A 16,596-nucleotide genomic window follows, 5' to 3' on the forward strand; every position below is an offset into this window, starting at 1 on the left:
ATGTTTCAGATTCTACATTTTGAAAAACCGATCCCGTTTATGCGCTATGCCAAGCCGGGTGTGGTTTTCTCTTCCGTGCTGATGGTGGTAGCCCTGTTCTTCCTGTTTGATCGGGGTCTGAACTGGGGTCTGGACTTTACCGGTGGTACCACCATCGAGGTGGGGTTCCAGCAGTCGGTGAGCCTGGACAAGATCCATGACGCTCTGGAAGAGCAGAAGATTGAAGGGGCAACCCTGCAACACTTTGGCTCCAGCCGTGACGTGCTGTTCCGCCTGACCCCGAAAGAGGGGGTCAAGGTAGAACAACAGGGTAACGAAGTGCTGGCGGCGGCCAAGCAGCTCGACGAGGGCGCAGTGCTCAAACGCGTCGAGTTCGTCGGCCCTTCCGTGGGTGATGAACTGGCGACAGACGGTGCGCTGGCCATGCTGGCCTCCATCCTCTGTATCCTGGCCTACGTGGCAGTGCGTTTCGAATGGCGTCTGGCGCTGGGGGGCATTCTCTCCCTGGTGCACGACGTGGTGATCACGCTGGGTGTCTTTGCCTACTTCCAGTACGAGTTCGACCTGACCGTACTGGCGGCGCTGATGACCCTGGTGGGTTACTCCCTGAACGATACTATCGTGGTGTTCGACCGCTTGCGGGAGAACTTCCGCAAGGTGCGTAAAGGGGATACCGAATACATTCTGGATCTCTCCATGACCGAGACCCTGAGTCGTACCATCATCACCTCCGGCCTCACCTTTATCGTGGTGCTGGCGCTGCTGCTCAAGGGCGGTGCGCTGATCCACGGTTTTGCCGTGGCCATGGTGATCGGTGTGGCGTTCGGTACCTACTCTTCCATCTATGTGGCGAGTGCGTTTGCCATGTTCCTCGGCGTCAAGCGCGAGCACATGCTGCCCACCCAGGTAGAGAAAGAGGGTGCGGACCAACAGGAAATCCTGCCGTAACAGTGAAGAGCGCCTCATGGCGCTCTTTTCTTATCTCTGCGTGTCGTTTGCTGACGCACATGATTTAAACAACAGGAGTTTGTCATGCATCACAATCCCCGTTTTTTGGCGCTGGTTGACGGGATCCGCTCCCGCATCACCGAAACCGATGTTCACCAGATCAAGCGCTGGCAGGATGAAGGGCGCACGTTTCACCTAATCGACGTGCGGGAAGAGAGCGAGTGGGCCAAAGGCCATCTGCCCGGTGCCCGATATCTGGGTCGTGGCGTGATTGAGCGGGATATCGAGACCCAGTTCCCGGATCTCGAGACCGAGCTCTACCTCTATTGTGGTGGTGGTTTTCGCTCCATTCTGGCTGCGGACAACCTGCAACAGATGGGTTATCGCAAGGTGATCAGCGTCGACGGCGGGTTTCGCGGTTGGTGCGATGCCGGATACCCTGTCGAATCCTGATTTATTTGAGGTAGAGGGGCACAGCTACATGACAAAGCGGCAGTTGACCTTTACCATATGCGGGGTCAAGCGTAAGCGTCGGAGTGTTCATTGAACGTCAGGAAAGGGATTGGATACCTCCTCGGTATCCTGTTGTTGCTTCCCATGTGGGGTTGCAGCAGTAGCAGTCAGGTTAACACCCCCAAGGTTCCCAAGCCGCAGCCTGCTTCACTGGTGTTGGCGACCCCCCTGCAGGTCTCCTACCAGAGTGAGCTGGCGCTCGCCCGACTCGGGCAGATGCTCAGTGAAATGGAACTGACCACCGAGCAACGGGCAGAGTTGTTCTATGAGCGTGCTGTGGTGTTTGATCGGGTTGGTCTGCGTTCCCTCGCGCGGCTCGATTTCAACCGTGCCCTGCGGGAGAAACCGGATTTCGCCGAAGCCTACAACTTCATCGGCGTCTATCTGGTACAGCAGCAGAATTACGACGAAGCCTATGATGCGTTCGATTCTGCCCTCGAACTGGCGCCGGACTATGACTATGCCTATCTCAACCGTGGCATCGCCCTCTATTACGGCAACCGTCCCGAACTGGCCGCGGCCGATATGAAGCGTTTCTACGAGGCGCAGCCGGAAGACCCCTATCGGGTGATCTGGCTCTATCTGGCCGAGCAGAAACTCGACCCGTCGGCCGCCATGAGCCGGATGCGCGAGCGTCTCAACAAATACGATGACGATGCCTGGAACTGGGATCTGGTACGCCTCTATACCGGCGAGATCAACGCTTCCCAGCTGATGGGCAACGTGGTGAAAGGGGTGAAGGATAACCGGGAGCTTGCCGAGCGTCTGTGTGAAACCTACTTCTATCTGGGCAAGTTCGAGCTGGGCAAAGGCAACCGCAAGGAAGCCATCAGCTACTTCAAGCTGGCCTTATCTAACAACGTCTATGACTTCATCGAGCACCGCTATGCGCTGCTGGAGCTGGAGTTGATGGCGCGCAAGCCCTTGCCGCCAGGTGCCCAGAGCGCTCGTAACAAGGGTGATCAGCCCTCCTGATCTACTGCCAGATAGTGGTAAAAAAGGCCTCGCGATGAGGCCTTTTTGTTGGGCGAATGGCGGGTTTACTCCACCAGGCTCATGCCGGGGATCTGGCGCCAGTAGCCGTTGCAATCGCTTCCTTGCTGCAAGGAGAGTGGAGCCTGGCCCTGCCGGTTGGCTTTGAAGCGGGCCAGCATCTCCAGCGTCTCCATCCCTTGCGGCGAAAGCCTGACCACATCTACCAGACCTTCCATACCAGCCAGCTCGTTACCCAGGTTGTAGCAGTAACCGGACTGGGTCTGGATCCCGTTGAGATTGAACACCCGCTGCCCCTCGCGGCTGTTGGCCAGTCGTCCGGTGGGGTAGTTGATGCAGGCGAGCTCGCAGTTGTCCTTGGGCTTGTCGAGGGATCGGGCGGTGAAGCAGCGCGCCGAGTAGGCGAGCGGCAGATGGCCGTAGGCAAACACCTCCACCTCAAATTGGTCGCGCAGGGGGCCCAGATCCTGATTGAGCTGGATCAGCCAGTCACGGGAGAGCTCCACCGGCATGACCCAGCGTTTCATCCCCTGTTTGAGCAGCATGCGCAGCACATCGGCGTTATAGGCGTTGATGGCGGGGCCACAGACGAAGGGGATCCCTGCCTCCCAGGCGAGTTGCACCGTACCGAGATCGTTGGCTTCGACCATAAGATCGCCATTGTCGACCAGCCGCTTCACCTCCTTGAGCTCGGAAGGGGCGGAGATAAGGGCGAGGGTCGAGAGCACTACCTGCTTGCCGGAGTTGGCGACCTGACGGGCCAGCGCAATCCAGTCATCGACTTTGAGTTCGCGCCGCTTGCTGCAGACGGTCTCCCCCAGATAGATGATGTCGGCCTGACTGTCGGCAGCGGCATGGTAAAAGGATTCGGTATCGGCTTTGGGCCAGTAGAAGAGCAGAGGCCCGAGAGAAAATTGCATAGGTGGACTCCTTATTGCCACTGACGATGGTAGGCGCCGAGGGTAGTCTGGCTACCTTCGGAGACGCGGGCGAGCTGGGCATCCCACTCAGCTTTAACCTGATAGGCCTCGGGATTGGCCTGATAGGCATCGATGGCTGCACGCCACACCCGGGTCACTTGCTCCACATAAGCTGGGCTGCGTTGGCGTCCTTCAATCTTGACCGACTGGATCCCGGTCTTGAACAGCTCGGGCAGGAGACCCAGGGTATTGAGACTGGTCGGCTCTTCCAGCGCGTGGTAGGTCTGGCCATCCACGTCGAAACGCCCCTTGCACAGGGTCGGGTAACCGGCATTTTCGCCCGGGCCATAGCGGTCGATCAGCACCTCGTTGAGCCGCGACTCGAGACCATTCGGGGTCTCTTCCCAACGGACGAACTTGGCCGGTGAGCAGGCGCCGACGGTGTTGGGACTCTCGCCTGTCATGTAGGAGGAGAGATAGCAGCGCCCCTCGGCCATAATGCAGAGGCTGCCAAAGGCGAACACCTCTAGGCCAGCATCGGTCTCGCGGGCCAGCTGCTTGACCTGATGCATGGAGAGCACCCGGGGCAGCACCACCCGGGTGACATTGAATTGCTGCTGATAGAAGCGAATGGCGGCGGCATTGGTGGCGCTGGCCTGCACCGAGACATGGAGTTCCATCTCGGGGTAGTGGCGGCTGGCATATTCCAGCACAGCGAGATCGGCGATGATTAACGCATCGGCGCCGAGGGCCACCCCGCGATCAACCGCCTGTTTCCATCGAGTATCGGCCCCGGGATGGGCAAAGGTATTGATGGCAATATGCAGCTTGCGACCATGTTGATGCACATAATCTACCGCCTTCTCCAGTTTGCTGTCGGTAAAGTTGAGACCGGCAAAGTGGCGGGCATTGGTGTCATCCTTGAAACCGATATAAACGGCATCGGCCCCGTTATCCACGGCGGTTTTCAGTGCCGGCAAACTGCCTGCCGGACAGAGTAATTCCATTGGTACGCTCCGAGAGTGCATATGAAGGGCAAACGAGCCCTGATTGTATGCAGCCATGCACTCCCGCTTTTTGACCTGAGGCAGCTTTGTGTGGCTTTACCCTTCTTGAGGTAACCCTGCACAAGTTTGATTTCCAACAGGATCTTGCCACTCTCCCTGTGTTTGAATGCGCAAAAAAGGGAGTCTATCGTGTTTCAACAACTGCAACGCCGCCTGGTCGAACAGGCTCCGCGCTTCTTGCGCCATCCCCTCAAGCTGGTTCCCTTCAATCTGCAAAAGCAGCTGATGGAGAGTTTGCTGGCCCGGGTATTCAAAGAGGCTATCGAAGATGGCGATTTCGAGTTTCTGGCAGACAAGTGGCTGAAAGTCGAAGTCTCTGATCTGGAGCTGTGCTGGTTTATCAGTGAGCAGAATGGCCTGCTGGTGGTAGCTCGCGAGTGTGACAAGGCCGATGTCTGCTTCAGCGGTACCGCCAACGACCTGATCCTCATCGCTGGTCGCAAAGAGGATCCGGATTCGCTCTTTTTCCAGCGCAAGCTGAAGATAGAAGGGGATACCGAACTGGGCCTTGAGGTGAAAAACTTGATGGACAGTCTGGATCTCGATGGCTTGCCAAGCCTGATGAAGTATCCCCTGATGGATCTGGCGACGTTTATCGAACGGGCCCGCACCGAGTCAGCGCAGGCTCCGGTGCAGACGGCGCCGGGCGGGATCCCGTCTTAAGTGGACAATCACCCCATGGGCATGGCGACGATAATGGTGCCGTGCCCAGAGGCAACGACAGGCCCACAGACAGGGCACCAAGGCGATGAGTGCTACAGGGGCAGGCAGCTGTGACATGGTCAGCCCCGCAGCCAGCCAGATGAAGGGCAGCGCTTCATACAGCCACTCCGGCTGTAGCCAGCGTTTGCTCGGAAAGATAATCAGATCGGTACGCCGGTAGCTGGAGCGCATCATCCAGGTCACCGCTCCGGCGATAAACAGTAAGGCGCCAGCAAACCAGAGCAGGGGCTGTTCACTCAACGTAATAATGGCAATGGCTGCCAGCAGGTAGAGGCTGGGCAATCTCTCATAGATAAAGGGAGGAAGCATGGCGTTGTGTCTCCTGTGCCGTTTATCGGATATCCATCAAGTTTAGTCCCCCCCTCTCACTTCCCTCATGCTGGTTTGTTATACAAACGGGTAGTTTTGTTCTGAAATGGCTCGGCTTTTACGGTGCCAACATTGTGTTCTCTTATGTTACAATTGCGCGCCATTTTTGACTGAAGATTGACTGGGCATGTTGGATCAGATTCGTATCGTTTTGGTAAACACCTCTCATACCGGCAACATGGGGTCTGCGGCACGCGCCATGAAGACCATGGGGTTGACCCAGCTGGTATTGGTTGATCCGCAAGCCTTGCCGGATGACAATGCCTTCGCCTTGGCTGCTGGTGCCAGCGATGTGCTTGCCAATGCCCGTATCGTCCCGACTCTGGACGACGCGATCGCCGATTGTGGTCTGGTGATTGGCACCAGCGCCCGCTCGCGAACCCTGAGCTGGCCCATGCTCGATCCCCGTGAGGCCGGCGAAAAGTCGATAGTCGAGGGGATGCAGCACCCGGTCGCGCTGGTGTTTGGCCGTGAACGCACTGGTCTCACCAACGACGAATTGCAAAAGTGCCACTACCACGTGGCCATTCCGGCCAATCCTGATTACAGCTCTCTCAATCTGGCCATGGCGGTGCAGACTCTCTGCTACGAAGTGCGAATGCGCTGGCTGCAGGGGCAGGCCGCCGAGCCTGAAGATGAGATGGCTTATCCGAGTGCCGCCCAGCTGGAAGGGTTTTATCAGCACCTGGAACAAACCCTGATGAAGACCGGTTTTATTGCCGATGATCATCCGGGTCATGTGATGAGCAAGCTGCGTCGCCTGTTCAATCGGGCTCGGCCGGAAGCGGCGGAGCTCAACATTCTGCGCGGTATTCTGACCTCGGTGCAGAAAGCGCGCGTACCGGATTAATCCGACTGATTTACTCAACCATATACTTGACTGATTTGGTCGGGTATGTGACCATGTGCCCCATTAAATTGCTTCGCAAGACGGTAAGGCACATGAGACTGACTTCAAAAGGACGTTACGCTGTAACCGCCATGCTCGACGTGGCGCTGCATGCAGAGCAGGGGCCCGTCCCCCTTGCCGATATTTCCGAGCGCCAGGGCATCTCGTTGTCCTATCTCGAGCAGCTCTTTGCCCGCCTGCGTAAACATGGTCTGGTGAGCAGCGTGCGTGGCCCGGGTGGTGGTTATCGCCTCGGGTTGGCCCCAGGCGAGATTTCGGTTGGTCAGGTGATCACCGCGGTCGATGAGTCGGTCGATGCAACCAAGTGCCTCGGCAAGGGCGGTTGCCACGGCGGTACCCAGTGCCTGACTCACTCCCTGTGGCGCGACCTGAGTGAGCGGATCTCCAGCTTCCTCGGGGATATCACGCTGGCCGAGCTGGTACGCCAGGCCGATGTGCGCCGCATTGCCGGCAAGCAAGATGAACAAATGAAGACCGTGTTGTCCCTGGTTGATCGGGCAGAACACGGCGATGTGAGCTTGAAAGTCCAACTATAAACGTGCTTTCCACAGCGGGACTCTGTATGACCCGGACTGTGACGGAGAAAAACATGAAACTGCCTATTTACCTTGATTATTCGGCAACCTGTCCGGTGGACCCGCGTGTCGCAGAAAAAATGATGCAGTGTCTCACCATGGATGGCCTGTTCGGCAATCCGGCTTCCCGTTCTCACCGCTTTGGCTGGCAAGCCGAAGAGGCGGTGGATCTGGCCCGTAATCAAGTGGCAGATCTGATCGGTGCCGATCCCCGCGAGATCGTCTTCACTTCCGGTGCGACCGAATCCAACAACCTAGCCATCAAGGGGGTTGCCCACTTCTATGCCAGCAAGGGCAAGCACATCATCACCTCCAAGACCGAACACAAGGCGGTGCTCGATACCTGTCGCCAGCTGGAGCGTGAAGGGTTCGAGGTGACCTATCTTGAGCCGATGCCAAACGGCCTGTTCACTATCGAGATGATCGAGAATGCCATGCGTGATGACACCATCCTGGTCAGCATCATGCATGTGAACAACGAAATCGGCGTGGTTCAGAACATTGCCGCCATCGGCGAGTTGTGCCGTTCCCGCAAGATCCTGCTGCACGTGGATGCCGTTCAGAGTGTGGGCAAGATCCCGGTAGATGTGGAAGCACTGAAAGTGGATCTGCTCTCCGTCTCTGCGCACAAGGTGTATGGTCCGAAAGGGATTGGTGCACTGTTTGTTCGTCGCAAACCCCGCGTTCGTCTGGAAGCCCAGATGCACGGTGGCGGCCACGAGCGCGGCATGCGTTCCGGTACTCTGCCGACCCATCAGATCGTCGGGATGGGCGAAGCTTTCCGCATTGCCAAAGAAGAGATGGTGAGTGAAGGCGAGCGTATCTTGGCACTGCGTCAGCGTCTGTGGAATGGCATCAAGGATATTGAAGCCGTCTACATCAATGGCGATCTGGAGCAACGTGTTCCGGGCAACCTCAACGTCAGCTTTGCCTATGTGGAAGGGGAATCCCTCATCATGGCGCTGAAAGATTTGGCTGTCTCTTCCGGTTCGGCCTGTACCTCCGCCAGCCTGGAACCCTCCTATGTGCTGCGCGCACTGGGTCTGAACGACGAGCTGGCACACAGCTCCATCCGTTTCAGCATGGGTCGCTTCACCACCGAGGAAGAGATTGACTACGCGGTCAAGCTTATTCGTGACTCCATCGGTCGTCTGCGCGAGATGTCCCCTCTGTGGGAGATGTACAAAGACGGCGTCGATCTGAACACGGTCGAATGGGCTCATCACTGATCTATCTGGTCAGTGAGCAACAGAATTAGCAGGAGTGAGATATGGCTTACAGTGAAAAAGTAATCGACCACTACGAGAATCCTCGCAACGTCGGTGGTTTCGACAAGAATGATCCCAGCGTTGCAACCGGCATGGTCGGTGCGCCCGCCTGTGGCGACGTGATGAAGCTGCAATTGAAGATCAGCGACGAAGGCATCATCGAAGATGCCAAGTTCAAGACCTACGGCTGCGGTTCCGCCATCGCCTCCAGCTCCCTGGTGACCGAATGGGTCAAGGGCAAGACCCTAGACGAAGCTGCTGGCATCAAGAACACCGATATCGCTGAAGAGTTGGCCCTGCCACCGGTGAAGATCCACTGCTCCATTCTGGCTGAGGACGCCATCAAGGCCGCCATCGCCGACTACAAGCAGAAGAAAGGTCTCTAAGCGCCGGAGAGCAGTATGGCTATTACCATGACAGATGCCGCCGCGGCACGGGTTTCCTCTTTTCTGGCTAATCGGGGCAAGGGCATTGGCCTGCGCCTCGGCGTCAAAACCACCGGCTGCTCCGGTCTGGCCTACGTGCTTGAGTTCGTTGATGAACTGACCGATGAGGATCAGGTGTTCGAGCAGCAAGGCGTCAAGATTATTGTTGATGCCAAGAGCCTGATCCATCTGGATGGCACCGAGCTGGATTTCGTCAAGGAGGGCCTCAACGAGGGCTTCCAGTTCAACAATCCCAATGCCAAAGGCGAGTGTGGTTGCGGCGAAAGCTTCAGTGTCTGAGATGTTTGACGTCAATGATCCTTCGTCTGTGGTTGAGCGGGTCGCCGATGACCCGTTCAACCACATCTCATTTGCCAGGGGCGAGTGAGGTAGTGGCGAACGTTTCCAAGAGGTTTGCATGAATCATTTCGAGCTGTTTGGGCTGGTTGAAGGCTTCGAGCTCGATACCCGTCAGTTGGCTGATACCTACCGCCAGCTGCAAACCCAATTCCATCCTGATCGTTTTGCCACCGCCCCCGAACGGGAGCAGCTGGCTGCGGTGCAACGTGCCGCCCAGATCAATGAAGCATTCACCACCCTCAAGGCGCCGCTGCGCCGTGCCGAATATCTGCTCTCCCTGCGTGGCACCGATATCCGTGGTGAACAGCAGACTCTGCAAGATAGCGCGTTTCTGATGCAGCAGCTGGAGTGGCGCGAGCGTCTGGCCGATCTGAAAGATGACGCCGACCCTGAGCGCGCCATCAAGGATTTTCGCAGCGAGATCAGGCATGATCACCAGATGTTGATGCAGCAGCTGACCGAGTCTCTTGCCGCCGGCAGAGATCTTGTTGCCGCTGATTGCGTTCGCAAACTCAAGTTTGTCGACAAGCTCCTCGAAGAGCTGGAACGATTCGAAGACTCGCTTCTCGAGTCTTGATCCTTTAACGCTGGAAGTTTCATTACCCATGGCATTACTGCAAATCGCCGAACCCGGCCAGAGCGCTGTTCCTCATCAGCACAAACGTGCCGTCGGCATCGATCTCGGCACCACCAACTCTCTCGTCGCTGCGGTTCGCAGCGGTCACGCCGATACCCTTTGCGATGAGCAAGGGCGCGACCTGCTCCCGTCAGTGGTGCACTATCAAAGCGACGCCATTCGAGTGGGGATTGATGCCAAGCGCGAAGCGGCGCTCGATCCTCACAACACCATCGTCTCGGTCAAACGGATGATGGGCAAGGCGCTGGCCGATATCGATACCCGCCAGCAGCCTTACCAGTTTGTTGCCGCCGACAATGGCATGCCGCAACTGCAAACCCGTCAGGGGCTGGTCAATCCGGTGCAGGTCTCGGCCGAAATTCTCAAAAAGCTGGCCGAGCGTGGCGCCCAGACACTCGGGGGCGATCTCGATGGCGTGGTCATTACCGTGCCCGCCTATTTCGATGATGCCCAGCGTCAGGGGACCAAGGATGCGGCCCGTCTGGCCGGTCTGCACGTACTGCGCTTGCTCAACGAGCCGACCGCAGCCGCGATTGCCTATGGCCTTGACTCCGGTCAGGAAGGGGTGATCGCGGTTTACGATCTGGGTGGCGGTACTTTCGATATCTCCATCCTGCGGCTGCATCGCGGTGTGTTTGAAGTGATGGCGACCGGCGGCGATTCCGCCCTCGGCGGTGATGATTTTGATCACCTGCTGGCGGACTGGATCAAGGAGCAGGCGGGCCTCTCCGGTGAGCTGGATGCCCATCTGCAGCGAGAGCTGCTGGATGTGGCCGCTGCCGTCAAACACGGCCTGACCGATGCCGAGCAGGTGGCGTGCACCTTTGCTGGCTGGCAGGGTTCAGTGAGCCGTAGCCAGTTTGATGAACTCATCACCCCGCTGGTGAAACGGACCTTGCTGGCTTGTCGCCGCGCCCTGCGCGATGCGGGTCTTGAGCAGGTGGAAGTGCTGGAAGTGGTGATGGTCGGTGGCTCCACCCGGGTGCCGCTGGTGCGTGAACTGGTGGGCGAGTTCTTCCAGCGTACGCCGCTGACCAGTATCGATCCGGACAAGGTGGTCGCCATCGGCGCCGCTATCCAGGCCGATATTCTGGTGGGTAACAAGCCCGATGCCGAGATGCTGCTGCTGGACGTTATCCCCTTGTCGCTGGGTCTGGAGACCATGGGCGGCCTCGCCGAGAAAGTGATCCCGCGCAACACCACCATTCCGGTTGCCCGCGCCCAGGAGTTCACCACCTTCAAGGATGGTCAGACCGCCATGGCCATTCACGTGGTACAGGGTGAGCGCGAACTGGTGGCCGATTGCCGCTCCCTGGCTCGCTTTACCCTGACCGGTATTCCGCCGATGGCTGCCGGCGCCGCCCATATTCGAGTCACCTTCCAGGTGGATGCGGATGGTCTGCTCTCGGTCAGCGCCATGGAGAAATCCTCCGGCGTGCAGGCCGAGATCCAGGTCAAGCCCTCTTACGGGCTGGCGGAGCAGGATATCCTCAACATGCTGAGTGCCTCCATCGAGAACGCCCAGCAGGATATGGATGCCCGCATGCTGGCCGAGCAGCAGGTTGAAGCCGACCGGGTGATCGAGAGTCTCAATGCGGCGCTGGCCGCCGATGGCGATGCCCTGCTCAATGCAGCCGAGCGTGCCGAGATTGATGCCGCCATCGCCCATCTGCTGACCATGCGCAACAGCGGCGCAACCCATCAAATCAAAGAAGCCATTGAGGCAGCCGATGCTGTCAGTGGCGAGTTTGCAGCCCGCCGGATGGACGCCTCCATCCGCAAGGTGCTGACCGGACAAAACGTCAACAAGGTGTAATATGCCAAAACTGATCATTCTTCCTCATCCCGTACTCTGTCCGGATGGCGCCGCCCTCGAGGGGCAAAGCGGCGAGACCATTCTGGATGTGGCGCTGCGCAACGGTATCGAAATCGAGCACGCCTGCGAGAAATCCTGTGCCTGCACTACCTGCCACTGCGTGGTGCGCGAGGGCTTTGACTCGCTCGAGCCAAGCGACGAGCTGGAAGACGATATGCTGGACAAGGCGTGGGGGTTGGAGCCGGAATCCCGTCTTAGTTGCCAGGCAAAATTGGCGGACGAGGATCTGGTGGTGGAACTGCCCAAGTACACCCTGAACCTTGCCTCTGAACGCCATTAATTACACATGAGTGAATTGCACGTGCAGCATCCTGTGGTGCTTCAGTGATATGGTGGAAGGCCGTGACCCTCGGGGGCACGGCCTTTTTTGTATTCGTTATTCTCTCTTTGCCAATAAGCTCTTTCCCATAAAGAGTGCTTATACATAGTGCCAGTAAAAAGGAAGCAAACACGATGGCTGACATGATGAAGGTAGCGTTATCCACCCAGGCTGCGGCCGCCTATTGGGGCGAGGGCGCCCAGCTCAGTTTCAATGGCGACGAGGCACTGATCCATCTTGGTGCCGCCGGTCAGGAGAAGGATGTTCTGCGCACCGTTCAGCGCGCCGCCCGTCGCCTCGAATCGAGCGGGATCAAGCGGGTGACGCTGGTCGGTGAAGGCTGGGATCTGGAGCGTCGCTACGCGTTCGCCCAGGGGTTCTACGCCGCCAAGGGATCGCGTGAACTGGATTTCGGCCAGCAGAGCGACGCGGAAGCCCGTGAACTGGATGCGCTGCTCAAGGCGGCTCGCTGGGTACGTGACATCACCAATGGCTGTCCGGAAGAGATCTACCCCATGAGTCTGGCGGAATCGGCCCTGTTGCTCATTCGTGGTCTGGCCGGGGATCAGGTTACAGCTCGCATCACCGCCGGTGAAGCGCTGCGCGAGTCCGGTCATATCGGGATCTGGTCGGTTGGCCGTGGCAGCGAGCGCGAGCCTGTGCTGCTGGAGCTCGACTACAACCCGACTGGGGATCGCAATGCGCCCGTGGTGGCGGCGCTGGTGGGCAAGGGGATCACTTTTGATTCCGGTGGCTATTCCATGAAGTCCTCTGACAACATGCTGCCGATGAAGTCCGACATGGGCGGCGCGGCCATGGTGACTGGCGCGCTGGCGTTGGCTATCAGCCGCGGTCTGAACCAGCGGGTGAAGCTCATTCTCTGCTGCGCCGAGAACCTGGTCTCCGGCCACGCCTTCAAGCTGGGCGACATCCTTACCTATAAAAACGGCATCTCGGTCGAGATCCAGAACACCGATGCGGAAGGGCGTCTGGTGCTGGCCGATGGTCTGATGGCGGCCTCTGACTGCGGCGCGGCTTATATCCTTGACGCTGCCACCCTGACCGGCGCTGCCAAGATGGCGCTGGGGCGCGACTACAATGCGGTGTTTGCCCTCGATGAGACAGAACAGCTGCGCGCGTTGGCCGCCGCCAAGGTGGAAAACGAGCAGGCGTGGGCGCTGCCGCTAGAGCCCTGGCATACCAGCCAGCTCACCTCGGCTTTTGCCGATCTGGGCAACGTCGCCTCGGCAGAAGGCACGGCCGGTGCCACCACGGCTGCTGCGTTCCTTTCCCGTTTCGTACGTGATGAGGGTAAGGGTTGGGTGCACCTGGATCTGGCAGCCTCTTATCAGAAATCGGGCAATGATCTCTGGGCAACTGGCGCCAAGGGTCACGGTCTGCGCACCATCGCACGCTGGCTGCAGGAGGTGACCGCATGAATGTCTGGCTGAGTCGTGAATTTGCACCGGCCGAGTGGGGGGAGGGGGCGCTGCTCTCTCACCGTGCCGACGGCATGGTGATCCATCTGGTGACGGCCAATCCGCTGCTCGATATCCAGCAGGCGGCCCGTCGCCTCTGCCAGCAGGGGATCCAGAAAGTGACCCTGGCTGGTCACTGGGAGCGTGAACAGCAGTGGGCTTTTGCCCAAGGGCTACAAACCCCCAAGGCGGAGGTGCAACTGCAGTGGGCCATGTCCTCGGAAGAGGATAGAGAGGAGCTGGAAGCGCGTTGGCTCTGCGGCCGCTGGGTGCGCGAGATGACCAATGCCACCCCGGAGCAGTTGGGCCCGCTGGAGCTGGCGGTGGAAGCTGCCTCCTTTATTACCGAGCTGGCGCCGGACAAGGTGAGTCATCGCATTTTGAAAGGCGAAGCGCTGCAACAGGCGGGCTGGGTCGGCCTTTACCAAGTGGGCCGCGGCAGTGCGCGCGAACCGGTATTGCTGGAGCTCGACTTCAACCCGGGGCGTGACCCCAAGGCGCCGGTGGCGGCAGCGCTGGTGGGCAAGGGGATCACCTTTGACTCCGGCGGCTACTCCATGAAGAGCTCCGAGGGGATGCTCACCATGAAGTGCGACATGGGGGGCGCGGCGATTGTCACCGGTGCGCTGGCGCTGGCTATGCTGCGCGGGCTCGACAAGCGGGTGAAGCTGATCCTCTGCTGCGCCGAGAACCTGGTCTCCGGCCACGCCTACAAGCTGGGCGACATCCTCACCTACAAGAACGGCACCACGGTCGAGATTGTGAATACCGATGCCGAGGGGCGGCTGGTGCTGGCCGACGGCCTGCAACTGGCGAGCGAGTCCGGCGCACCGCTGATCATCGATGCCGCGACCCTGACCGGCGCTGCTGTGATGGCGCTGGGTGGGCGCTACAATGCCCTGTTTGGCCTCGATAAAGGACTGGTAAGTCGGGCCATGACCTATGCCGATGCCGAGCATGAGCCGGCCTGGCCGCTGCCGCTGGAGCCCTGGCACCGCCAGCAGTGCCCCTCCCATTACGCCGACACGGCCAACAGCCGTCCGGTGAAGGGGGGCGGGCCGGGTGGCGCCTCCAACGCGGCGGGTTTCCTCTCCCGTTTCGTTGCCAACGAAGGGATGGGCTGGTTGCATATCGATCTGGCAGCTTGCTTCAGTGACAACGGCGATGCCCTCTGGGCGCCGGGGGCCAATACCCTGGGGATGCGCACCATAGCGCGGGCCCTGCTGGCGGAAGCCAAATAGGCGAGACAAGGCACCTTCGGGTGCCTTTTTCATGCTGTTCGAATTGTGAACAAAAGATGGGGTTTTGGCGGCTTAAGGTAACTATCGTGCGCAAGCGCACATATTTTCCGGCTCTGCTCGGTCAAGATGAGTGTGGATGTTGATTGCAAGGGAGTGATGTTTAATAAAAAGTTGCTTGTTTGTGTGTTTTTCCGGTTTTTGTTTACGTATAATCGCCAGCGAACATGGATTCTAACAATAAAACTCTGTAGTTAAGGAAAGATATCAATGGCCATCGAACGTACCTTCTCTATCGTCAAACCGGATGCTGTCAGCAAAAACCTGATCGGTGCCATCTATAGCCGTTTCGAAAGCGCAGGCTTGAAAGTTGTGGCATCCAAAATGCTGCACATGAGCAGTGAACAGGCTGCCGGTTTCTATGCCGAGCATCAGGGCAAGCCTTTTTATGACAATCTGGTCAGCTTCATGACCTCTGGCCCTGTCATGGTGCAGGTGCTGGAAGGGGAAGACGCCATCCGTCGCAATCGCGAGATCATGGGTGCTACCAACCCGAAAGAGGCGCTGGCTGGTACCTTGCGTGCCTGTTATGCCGAGAGCATCGATCGCAACGCAGTACATGGCTCCGATGCACCGGCATCCGCTGCCCGCGAAATTGCCTACTTCTTCTCTGACAACGAGATCTGCCCGCGCGGCTGATTTTTGTGGATGATGACCCAAGGGAGCCTCGGCTCCCTTTGTTGTTTTCGCCGTTTACGCAATATCCCTCTATTCTCCAGGTGGAAAGCCAGACCCATTATTTGTACAATGCCGCCCCCTGACGTCGTCAGCCAATAATTGATGAAGTGTTTGAACTGAGGCCATTGATGAGCGAAACAAAAATCAACCTGCTGGATCTTGATCGGGATGCCATGCGTGCCTTTTTCGTCGAACTGGGCGAGAAGCCATTCCGGGCAGATCAGGTCATGAAGTGGATCTATCACTTTGGGTGTGATGATTTCGATCAGATGACCAACGTCAACAAGGTGCTCAAAGAGCGCCTCAAGGCGATCGCCGAGATCAAGGCGCCCGAGATCAGCCGCGAGCAGCGCTCTGCCGATGGCACCATCAAGTGGGCTCTGCAGGTGGGCGATCAGGAGGTCGAGACCGTCTACATCCCGGAAGATGACCGCGCGACCCTCTGCGTCTCCTCTCAAGTTGGCTGTGCGCTGGAGTGCAAGTTCTGCTCCACGGCTCAACAAGGCTTCAACCGCAATCTGAAAGTCTCCGAGATCATCGGTCAGGTGTGGCGTGCGGCCCGCGTGGTCGGTGGCAAGCGTCCCATCACCAACGTGGTGATGATGGGGATGGGCGAGCCGCTGCTTAACCTCGCCAACGTGGTGCCCGCCATGCGTCTGATGATGGATGACTACGGCTTTGGCATCTCCAAGCGCCGGGTGACCATCTCCACCTCTGGCGTGGTACCTGCGCTGGACAAGCTGGGCGACCAGATCGACGTGGCGCTGGCTATCTCCCTGCACGCCCCGAACGACAAGCTGCGTTCAGAGATCATGCCTATCAACGACAAGTACAACATCGAGGAGTTCCTCGCCGGTGTCCGTCGTTACCTGGCCAAATCCAATGCCAACGGTGGTCGGGTGACCGTCGAGTATGTGCTGCTCGATCATATCAATGACGATATGCAGCATGCTCACGAGCTGGCCAAGGTGCTCAAGGACACGCCGAGCAAGATCAACCTGATCCCGTTCAACCCCTTCCCAGGCAACCCTTACGGCAAGCCGAGCAACAGCCGTATCGATCGCTTCTCCAAGGTGCTGATGGAGTACGGTTTCACCGTGATTGTCCGCAAGACCCGTGGTGATGACATCGATGCCGCCTGTGGTCAGCTGGTGGGTGACGTGATTGACCGTACCAAGCGAACTATCAAAAATCGGATGCAACAGGATGGGATTTCCGTCAAAATGGTTTAAATGCTAA

The 16,596-nt window shown here is 58.4% G+C and carries 19 protein-coding genes; 16 read left to right on the plus strand and 3 right to left on the minus strand.

Annotated elements, in window-relative coordinates; translation table 11 throughout:
* From secF to nlpI, 3 genes are all read left to right on the plus strand, one after another.
* On the plus strand, positions 1-948 hold the full coding sequence (gene secF / locus I6L41_RS04070; protein WP_005337322.1) for a protein translocase subunit SecF: 948 nt from the start codon (positions 1-3) through the stop codon (positions 946-948).
* 84 nt (positions 949-1,032) lie between these two features.
* Entirely contained in the window at positions 1,033-1,401 is a 369-nt protein-coding gene (locus I6L41_RS04075; RefSeq protein ID WP_019446086.1) for a rhodanese-like domain-containing protein, read from the plus strand.
* A gap of 90 nt (positions 1,402-1,491) precedes the next feature.
* The gene (gene nlpI / locus I6L41_RS04080; protein ID WP_005351017.1) at positions 1,492-2,436 is read left to right on the plus strand and encodes a lipoprotein NlpI; all 945 of its coding nucleotides are present in this window, start codon (positions 1,492-1,494) and stop codon (positions 2,434-2,436) included.
* 65 nt (positions 2,437-2,501) lie between these two features.
* On the opposite strand, the gene I6L41_RS04085 is transcribed toward nlpI, so the two are convergent.
* Positions 2,502-3,374 carry a U32 family peptidase gene (locus I6L41_RS04085; protein WP_139442111.1) on the minus strand — a complete coding sequence of 291 codons (873 nt, stop codon included), beginning with the start codon at positions 3,372-3,374 and terminating at the stop codon, positions 2,502-2,504.
* Between the two features lie 11 nt (positions 3,375-3,385).
* Positions 3,386-4,381: a peptidase U32 family protein gene (locus tag I6L41_RS04090; RefSeq protein ID WP_216962167.1), complete on the minus strand. Its 996-nt coding sequence runs from the start codon at positions 4,379-4,381 to the stop codon at positions 3,386-3,388.
* 189 nt (positions 4,382-4,570) lie between these two features.
* On the opposite strand from I6L41_RS04090, the gene I6L41_RS04095 reads away from it, so the two are divergent.
* Positions 4,571-5,104: an SCP2 domain-containing protein gene (locus I6L41_RS04095; RefSeq protein WP_157160993.1), complete on the plus strand. Its 534-nt coding sequence runs from the start codon at positions 4,571-4,573 to the stop codon at positions 5,102-5,104.
* Here I6L41_RS04095 and I6L41_RS04100 read toward each other — a convergent pair.
* Complete coding sequence (locus tag I6L41_RS04100; protein ID WP_216962170.1) at positions 5,057-5,473, minus strand: hypothetical protein; 417 nt, start codon at positions 5,471-5,473, stop codon at positions 5,057-5,059. The two genes, I6L41_RS04095 and I6L41_RS04100, sit on opposite strands and share 48 nt — an antisense overlap.
* Before the next feature lie 187 nt (positions 5,474-5,660).
* On the opposite strand from I6L41_RS04100, the gene trmJ reads away from it, so the two are divergent.
* The 12 genes from trmJ (at position 5,661) to I6L41_RS04160 (ending at position 16,589) form a co-directional block, all read left to right on the plus strand.
* Complete coding sequence (trmJ, locus tag I6L41_RS04105; RefSeq protein ID WP_216962173.1) at positions 5,661-6,383, plus strand: tRNA (cytosine(32)/uridine(32)-2'-O)-methyltransferase TrmJ; 723 nt, start codon at positions 5,661-5,663, stop codon at positions 6,381-6,383.
* A 92-nt stretch (positions 6,384-6,475) separates the two neighbouring features.
* Complete coding sequence (gene iscR, locus I6L41_RS04110) at positions 6,476-6,979, plus strand: Fe-S cluster assembly transcriptional regulator IscR (RefSeq protein ID WP_026035025.1); 504 nt, start codon at positions 6,476-6,478, stop codon at positions 6,977-6,979.
* Between the two features lie 53 nt (positions 6,980-7,032).
* Positions 7,033-8,247, plus strand: coding sequence for an IscS subfamily cysteine desulfurase (locus I6L41_RS04115; protein ID WP_013723838.1), 1,215 nt, complete (start codon positions 7,033-7,035; stop codon positions 8,245-8,247).
* A 41-nt stretch (positions 8,248-8,288) separates the two neighbouring features.
* The gene (gene iscU / locus I6L41_RS04120) at positions 8,289-8,672 is read left to right on the plus strand and encodes a Fe-S cluster assembly scaffold IscU (RefSeq protein WP_005333813.1); all 384 of its coding nucleotides are present in this window, start codon (positions 8,289-8,291) and stop codon (positions 8,670-8,672) included.
* Between the two features lie 15 nt (positions 8,673-8,687).
* Positions 8,688-9,011, plus strand: coding sequence for an iron-sulfur cluster assembly protein IscA (gene iscA / locus I6L41_RS04125; protein ID WP_005333812.1), 324 nt, complete (start codon positions 8,688-8,690; stop codon positions 9,009-9,011).
* Between the two features lie 118 nt (positions 9,012-9,129).
* Positions 9,130-9,648: a co-chaperone HscB gene (gene hscB / locus I6L41_RS04130; protein WP_149153152.1), complete on the plus strand. Its 519-nt coding sequence runs from the start codon at positions 9,130-9,132 to the stop codon at positions 9,646-9,648.
* A gap of 28 nt (positions 9,649-9,676) precedes the next feature.
* Entirely contained in the window at positions 9,677-11,524 is a 1,848-nt protein-coding gene (gene hscA / locus I6L41_RS04135; RefSeq protein WP_139405296.1) for a Fe-S protein assembly chaperone HscA, read from the plus strand.
* A gap of 1 nt (position 11,525) precedes the next feature.
* The gene (fdx, locus tag I6L41_RS04140) at positions 11,526-11,864 is read left to right on the plus strand and encodes an ISC system 2Fe-2S type ferredoxin (protein ID WP_005333808.1); all 339 of its coding nucleotides are present in this window, start codon (positions 11,526-11,528) and stop codon (positions 11,862-11,864) included.
* Between the two features lie 173 nt (positions 11,865-12,037).
* Positions 12,038-13,342: an aminopeptidase PepB gene (gene pepB / locus I6L41_RS04145; protein ID WP_216962177.1), complete on the plus strand. Its 1,305-nt coding sequence runs from the start codon at positions 12,038-12,040 to the stop codon at positions 13,340-13,342.
* The gene (gene pepB / locus I6L41_RS04150; RefSeq protein WP_005359802.1) at positions 13,339-14,622 is read left to right on the plus strand and encodes an aminopeptidase PepB; all 1,284 of its coding nucleotides are present in this window, start codon (positions 13,339-13,341) and stop codon (positions 14,620-14,622) included. Before pepB (I6L41_RS04145) ends, pepB (I6L41_RS04150) begins: the two co-directional genes overlap by 4 nt.
* 267 nt (positions 14,623-14,889) lie before the next feature.
* Positions 14,890-15,318, plus strand: a complete 429-nt coding sequence (ndk, locus tag I6L41_RS04155) for a nucleoside-diphosphate kinase (protein ID WP_005333805.1) — start codon at positions 14,890-14,892, stop codon at positions 15,316-15,318.
* 167 nt (positions 15,319-15,485) lie between these two features.
* Positions 15,486-16,589: a bifunctional tRNA (adenosine(37)-C2)-methyltransferase TrmG/ribosomal RNA large subunit methyltransferase RlmN gene (locus tag I6L41_RS04160; protein ID WP_005344856.1), complete on the plus strand. Its 1,104-nt coding sequence runs from the start codon at positions 15,486-15,488 to the stop codon at positions 16,587-16,589.
* Positions 16,590-16,596: the final 7 nt, after the last annotated feature.

The organism is Aeromonas sp. FDAARGOS 1411 (assembly GCF_019047125.1).
GTDB lineage: Bacteria > Pseudomonadota > Gammaproteobacteria > Enterobacterales > Aeromonadaceae > Aeromonas > Aeromonas veronii.